At 73.1% G+C, this 5,107-nt stretch carries 7 protein-coding genes; 5 read left to right on the forward strand and 2 right to left on the reverse strand.

Annotated features, from left to right (window positions below):
• Positions 1-86 precede the first annotated feature (86 nt).
• Together HII36_RS53195 and HII36_RS53200 are read left to right on the forward strand one after the other, a co-directional pair.
• A complete protein-coding gene (locus tag HII36_RS53195; protein ID WP_173531032.1) occupies positions 87-1,130 on the forward strand; it encodes a hypothetical protein in 1,044 nt (347 codons plus the stop codon).
• A 98-nt stretch (positions 1,131-1,228) separates the two neighbouring features.
• The gene (locus tag HII36_RS53200; RefSeq protein ID WP_173531033.1) at positions 1,229-1,528 is read left to right on the forward strand and encodes an NAD-binding protein; all 300 of its coding nucleotides are present in this window, start codon (positions 1,229-1,231) and stop codon (positions 1,526-1,528) included.
• 97 nt (positions 1,529-1,625) lie between these two features.
• On the opposite strand, the gene HII36_RS53205 is transcribed toward HII36_RS53200, so the two are convergent.
• On the reverse strand, positions 1,626-1,919 hold the full coding sequence (locus HII36_RS53205) for a hypothetical protein (protein ID WP_173531034.1): 294 nt from the start codon (positions 1,917-1,919) through the stop codon (positions 1,626-1,628).
• Between the two features lie 348 nt (positions 1,920-2,267).
• On the opposite strand from HII36_RS53205, the gene HII36_RS53210 reads away from it, so the two are divergent.
• Complete coding sequence (locus HII36_RS53210; protein ID WP_173531035.1) at positions 2,268-2,888, forward strand: hypothetical protein; 621 nt, start codon at positions 2,268-2,270, stop codon at positions 2,886-2,888.
• Between the two features lie 621 nt (positions 2,889-3,509).
• Here HII36_RS53210 and HII36_RS53215 read toward each other — a convergent pair.
• Complete coding sequence (locus HII36_RS53215) at positions 3,510-3,647, reverse strand: hypothetical protein (protein ID WP_173531036.1); 138 nt, start codon at positions 3,645-3,647, stop codon at positions 3,510-3,512.
• 100 nt (positions 3,648-3,747) lie between these two features.
• On the opposite strand from HII36_RS53215, the gene HII36_RS53220 reads away from it, so the two are divergent.
• Together HII36_RS53220 and HII36_RS56190 are read left to right on the forward strand one after the other, a co-directional pair.
• A complete protein-coding gene (locus HII36_RS53220; RefSeq protein ID WP_173531037.1) occupies positions 3,748-4,578 on the forward strand; it encodes a hypothetical protein in 831 nt (276 codons plus the stop codon).
• Positions 4,579-4,739: 161 nt separating this feature from the next.
• Positions 4,740-5,107: hypothetical protein (locus tag HII36_RS56190; protein WP_407940915.1), on the forward strand; the 368-nt coding region annotated here is incomplete at its 3' end.

The raw sequence follows: 5,107 nt of genomic DNA on the forward strand, positions 1-5,107 counted from the left end.
GCCCGCGACCCCCCCGAACCGGCCCCGGTGCGATTTGCAGCAACCTGTCAGTCGGCTCCAAGCGGACCCACCTAGCGTGATCGCTCATGCGAAGAATGGGTGCGGCGCTGGCGGCGCTGCTGCTGATGACCGGGTGCGGGCAGAAGGCCGCCGAGTCCACCACCGATGAAGCCGTGAAGGCCGTCCAGGAGTCGCCGTCCCCGGCCGCCGCGACGACGCTCGCCACCACGACCAAGCTGCTGGACGCCATGGCCGAGGTCGACGGCGAAGGTCCGGCCGCCGAGTACTTCGAATACGGCGAACCCGCCTGGTGGCGCGGCTTCAGCGCAGACGCGTCCGCGCGGCGCTGGCTGCCGGCCACCGCCGCCGGGCTGGGCGGCCTGGCCCAGGCCGCGACGACGCTGCCGAACGCGACCGGCCTGAACCCGGCGGCGAGCGACCGGGCGATGGCGATCGGGGTGCCGCCGCGCCAGGCGTTCCGCTTCGACGGCGGCATCGACCCGGAGGCCGTACGGACCCGGCTGACCGCGCTCGGGGCCAAGCCGCGCCGCCTGGGCGAGCACGACGGGCTCTCCTTCGCCGACGGCGCCGACATCGACGTCTCACGCGTGATCGCCCCTGGGGTGACCAACCAGCTCAACCAGGTCGTGGTGACCGACACGACCGCGGCCACGGCCGCCGTGCCCGAGTCGCTGGCGGCCGTCCTGGGCGGGAAGCCGGCGCTGGCCGACAGCTCTCATCACGCCGCGCTCGCCGACTGCCTCGGCGACGTCGCCGCCGCCACCATCATGGCCGCGCCGGCGCCCGGTCCCGTCATGCTGTACGGCGTCGGGCTGCGCCGTCCGAGCGCCCCGGGTGACCAGGCGGTCAACGTGATCTGCGTGGTGCCCGAGGCGTCCGCCGCGGACGCGGTCGACAAGGCGCTGACGACTCGGCTCACCGCCGTGGGGACCACGCGCGACGGTGCGACGTTCGGCACGTACGCCACACGGATCACCCACGACCGGCCGCATGCGAACACGCTGACGACGCTGCGAGCCGTCCTGACGCTGAGCGACAAGGCGAACGTGCTGTTCGTCCAGCAACTCCTGTACAAGGGCGAGCTCCAGGCACTGACCGCGCCGGCCTGAGCACGTCCCCGGCTCCGCCGTCCACTTGAGCGACTGCTTAAATGCCTCTATGGTGCGATTTGAGCAATCGCTCAAACGGGACGGACGGGGGAACGGTCATGCCTGCTGCGGTCGTGGTCGGCGGTGGAATCGGCGGCCTGGCGGCGGCGATCGTACGGCACCGGATCGGCCGACGGGTGACCGTGCTGGAACGGGCCACGGAGTTCACCGAGCCCGGGGCCGGACCGGCGCTGCGGCCGAACTCCCCGCGCGCCCTCGCCACCCTCACCGCCCTCGGCCTGGCGGAGCGGGTGCGGGCGATCGCCGGGACGAACCGTACCGGCGGCCTGCGTGACCAGCCGTCCGACCTGGGCGGACGTCCGGCGGGCACGCACGTGTGGAGACGTGCCGATGCCTGACTGGACGTATCAGCCGCTGCGCGGCCTCGCGGGCGCGCTGCTCGGCGTGCGCCCCTCACGGCGGACGGCGCTGCGGGTGCTGGCCCGCACGGGTTCGCTACCCGGCGGCGGACGGGCGATCGCGCACCTGCTCGGGCACCGGCACCCGCCCGCACACCTGCGCGGGACGGCCGGCGGGGTCGCGGTGCACAGCCGCCTGGGCGCGACGGTACCGCCCGAGGTGGCCTTCGACGCAGTGCGCGCGCTGCCACCGATCGGCGCCGGCCTGATCGTGGTGGAACCGGTCGGGCTCGCGGACGTCCCGCTGGTACGGCGAGCGGCGACGGGCCGGCGCGTACCGGTACTCGCCGCGACGAACGACCCGGCAACGGCCGCCGCCCTGGCCCCTCATGTGGACGGGGTCCTGCCGGATCCGGCCCCGAAACACGTGGATACGGTCCCGTCGGAGTCGGCCCCGGAACACGTGAACACGGTCCTGCCGGATCCGGTCCCTAAAGCGGGCGCGGTGGCGCAGGGCGCTGGGCTGGTGGAAGCCGTTCACACGACGAAAGCCGTCCACACAGCGACGCCAAGCGACCGACGGACGGACGCCGTTCACACAGCGGAAACCGCCCACACGAAGACACCAGACGATCGACGGACGGCTGCTGTTCACCCGACAGGAGCGGAGCACACCGGGACACCGGGCGATGGGTGGGTGGGCGTGGTTCGAGTGGCTGACCCAGGTGTCGGGGCGGCCGTGCGGGCGTTGGCCGAGCCGGGCAGGATCGTGCTGGCCACGCCGGGCCTGCTGGTCGAGGCGGGGCCCGGGTGGTTCGGCCGGGTCGTGGAGGCCGCCACCCCAACCGCGCCCACCCCCTCGCTGCGGGACGTCGGCCTGGATCCGCGCCGGTGGCCCGCCTGGTGGTGGGGGCTGATGGCGGGTGTCGTCATGGTGGTGGCCGGGCTGGTGGCGGCGGCGGTCACGCTCGGCCCCGTGCTGCTCTGGTACGACCGCGCCTACCTCGGCATGGACCCCGACGCGCTGCACGACGTCAACCATCACCTGGTGCACTTCCTGCGGCACGACCGGATCACGCTGGCGGGCACGATGGTGGCCATCGGCGTCCTGCACGCGGGACTCGCCGCCGGCGGGATGCGCAGGGGGTGGCCGTGGGCGCGCAAGGCGTTCCTGGTGTCCGGTTCGATCGGGTTCGCCACTGTGGTGTACCTGTTCGTCCATCGGTACGTCGAGCCGCTGCACGCCGTGCTGACCGCCGCGCTCCTGCCCATGTTCCTGCCCGTGCTCAGACGGCGGACGTCCGTGCCCCGGTGGACCGTCCAGCCCGAGGGCCGGAACGCGAGCGGCGCCGGGCGCTGACCGGGCAGCTGCTCATGGTGATCACGGGGATGGGGCTGTTCGCCGGCGGGGTGGCCGTGTCGGTGGTCGGTCTCACCGACGTGTTCGTACCCAGCGACCTGGAGTTCCTGGGCACCGGGCCGGACGGGTTGCGGACGGCGAGCGAGCGACTGCTGCCGTTCATCGCGCATGACAGGGCCGGGTTCGGCGGCGGGCTTATGGCGGCGGCCGTGGCCATCACCCTGCTCAGCATGTGGGGATGGCGGCGCGGCGAGTCGTGGGTGTGGTGGACGCTGGCGCTGGCCGCCGTCGCGGGTTTCCTGCCGGCCGTGGCCGCCCATCTGGCGATCGGTTATGTGGATCTGTGGCATCTGGCGCCGGTCCTGGCCGGGATGGCGCTGACCGCCACCGCGCTCATGCTCTCCCGCCCGCATCTGTTCGGTGGGACGGGCGTGTCACTCCGTGGAGGACGTACGGCATCCGGCGAGGTTTGTACCGCATCTGGCGTAGCGCGTACCGCACTTGGAAGGGCTCGTATAACGTCCGGCGAGGCTCGTATGGCGTCCGGTGAGCCTCGTACGGCGGCTGGCGAGGCTCGTTCGGCGTCGGGCGAGGCGTGCGTGACAGCCGGTGGGACGCATCTCACAGCAGGTGGGACGTGCGCCACAGCGGGTGGGGCGGGCACGGCACCTGGTGAGGCGCGTACGGCTTCTGGCGGAGCGCATACGACGCCCGCCGGGGCGCGTACGGCTGGAGCAGCGTGTACACAGGGCGGAGCACGCGCACCTGGCGGGGCGCGTGCAGTGGCTGGGAGTGGGTCGTGAACCGTGGGAGCGTGGTGGTGCGACAGAGAGGGCATGCGATCGATGGACGCGTGGCGATGAGCGCGCACGACACCCTGGCCGGTTTCCCGGCACCCGAGGCAGGACCCTGGCGGACGTTCGCCGACCGGCTGCCCACGCTGGCCCTGGCCGAGACCCGGCGGCTGATGCTGCATCCGCTCACGATCGCCGGGCTGGTGGCGTACGTGCTCAACGTGGTGAGCGGCGCGTGGGGGCCGCGGCCCGCCTTCAGCATGCTCACCAGCGCGCTCGTGATCCCGCTGGGGGTGCCGGTGTTCTTCGCGTCGGTGCTGGTGGCGTCGGCGTCCAGGCGGGCGGGCGCGGACGAGATGCTGGCGGCCGCGCCGGTCACCCGCGAGCAGCGTACGGCGGCCTCCTGTCTGGCGGCGCTCGGGCCGTTCCTGCTGGCGGGAACGATCCAGGCGGTGCTGGCCGGCATCTATGTGGTCACGGACGTGGAGTTGCAGCGGTTCCCGACGTTCTTCGAGATCGCCTCCGGGCCGTTATGCCTGCTCGGCGGGTCGCTGCTGGGGGTGGCGGTGGCCAGGTGGCTGCCCTGGCCCGGGGCGTCGGCGCTGGTGATGCTGGGGTTGATGGCGGCCAACCAGGTGGTGGAGTCGGAACATGACAGCTTGACCATGTTGGGTCTCTACGTCGAGTTCGCGCTGTGGGGGCATCCGCCGTACCTGGAGCCTGCCGGGTTCATCCCTGGTTCGCCCGCCTGGCATGCGCTGTATCTGCTGGCGTTGAGTCTCGGGGCGGGCGCGCTGGCGATGGCTCGGGACGCGGCGCGGCGCGGGTGGTGGCTCGGGGCGGGCGCGGTGCTGACGGCGGTCGCGGTGGTCAGCGGCGTCTGGCAACTGCCATGAGCGCGACGATCGCGCAACCGGCTGGCGTTGCGCGCGGGCTGGTGGGCGTATCTCAGGAGCCTTCGGGGCTTTCCCGACGGTCGGTAGGTGCGTCCCATGGGTCGGCGGGAAGTTCTCGAGGCGGACCTGTGGATGCCACCTCGCCGCGAGGGTGGGCGGAGGTGGCGCTCGTGGTGCGGCGGCTCGCGCGGCGCCTCCGGCCGGTCTCGGCCGCTGACCTGGAGAGGCTGACCCTGCGGCTCCGGCAGGCGCTGTCGGTCAGCGAGCCGGACGACGCGCTGGCCGCTGTGCTCGAGGTGGTGCGCGAAGGGTTGTCGGCCGACGGGGTGGCCGTGGTCGTGCCCGGCAACCGGGTTGTGGCGGTCCCCGGAACACGGGTCACGGCGGCCCCACGCCCACAGGCCGTGGCGGTCCCAAGCCCACAGGTCGTGACAGTCCCAGGTGCGCAGGCCGTGGCGGGCCCGAGGGCGCAGGCTGTGGCGGGCCCAAGTGCCCAGGCCGTAGCTGCCCCCGGTGTTCGGGTTGGGGT

The sequence above is a fragment of the Nonomuraea antri genome, from assembly GCF_013283785.1.
GTDB classification, from domain to species: Bacteria; Actinomycetota; Actinomycetes; order Streptosporangiales; family Streptosporangiaceae; genus Nonomuraea; species Nonomuraea antri.

Coding starts and splice junctions, on each gene's coding strand:
- HII36_RS53220 (WP_173531037.1), top strand. CDS start 3,748: ATGAGCGCGCACGACACCCTGGCCGGTTTCCCGGCACCCGAGGCAGGA.
- HII36_RS53195 (WP_173531032.1), top strand. CDS start 87: ATGCGAAGAATGGGTGCGGCGCTGGCGGCGCTGCTGCTGATGACCGGG.
- HII36_RS53200 (WP_173531033.1), top strand. CDS start 1,229: ATGCCTGCTGCGGTCGTGGTCGGCGGTGGAATCGGCGGCCTGGCGGCG.
- HII36_RS53205 (WP_173531034.1), bottom strand. CDS start 1,919: ATGAGGGGCCAGGGCGGCGGCCGTTGCCGGGTCGTTCGTCGCGGCGAG.